This window comes from Ileibacterium valens, from assembly GCF_001945525.1.
GTDB classification, from domain to species: Bacteria; Bacillota_I; Bacilli_A; order Erysipelotrichales; family Erysipelotrichaceae; genus Ileibacterium; species Ileibacterium valens.
On record NZ_MPJW01000225.1, the window covers coordinates 1 to 923 of the forward strand.

General features: G+C 47.3%; 1 protein-coding gene. It reads right to left on the reverse strand.

All coding sequences use genetic code 11. The annotated features are described in order from the left end of the window. Positions 1-893 (reverse strand): IS66 family transposase zinc-finger binding domain-containing protein (locus tag BO222_RS11160; RefSeq protein ID WP_143357020.1); only part of this gene is annotated, 893 nt, incomplete at its 3' end. Positions 894-923: the final 30 nt, after the last annotated feature.

Genomic DNA, 923 nt, shown 5'->3' on the forward strand with positions numbered 1-923 from the left:
GCAAGCAGAATCTGTCTGAGTCTGTCAAACAGAGGAGCAAAGTAAACCTGCGAAACTGAAATGATCCAGCTGCACAGAGTTCCTGAAGAAACGCTGAACATTCCCATTTCTCTGAACATCGTAATCAGAAGATTGGTGGGAATCTGATAGAGAATCTTGAAGGCGATCGCCATGGCAAGAAATGAGGAGGAAGCCCAGCTTCCGGGCAGAAGCGGCTTTGGAGCCTCGGCCTGAACGGGAGACAGTCCGCATTCACTGAGCGGAGTGTCACTGTCAGCAGCTTTTGCATGACAGTCAGGGCAGCCGTAAGTCACACCCACATACTCAATGACTCTGAGTCTGGGAAGTTCAACCTTAAGCTCGTAACGCAGATGCTTTTCTCCAAACGGAATGAGCTCATGACCACAGTATTCGCAGAACCTTTTGTCCTCATCGAGTTCTCTTACAACCTTTTCCACATCAATACCCATGCGTTCAATCATTTCTTTCAGCGTCGATTTGGGCTTTCTGGTCTTTTTTTTCTTAACCGGACGATGAGTATTTGGCTTTTTGGAAGAATCGGATTCAGACGCAGATCCGGCAGAAGGTGTGGAGTCAGAATCATTACCGTCATCATCATCCTTCTTCTTGCCGCTCGAGCGTTTCTCAGATTTCTTTCCATAGCGCTGAGCGGCCATCAGAGTGATCTGTTCAGTCAGGGAAACGATCGTCGTATTGGCTGCATCAACCTGTTCAGTAAGAACATCGATCTTTTCCGTCAGTGAGCGGATGATGTCATCTTTTTTCCGGCTGTCTTCCAGAGCCTGATCCAGCTGCCGGCTGATCTTAACCAGCTGCTGAAAGAGCGGATTTGAAGAGATGTTAGATGTGTCTGCTGAGCTGTTTTCTGGCATAGTATTCACCCATTACATGTTTTTTTTCTA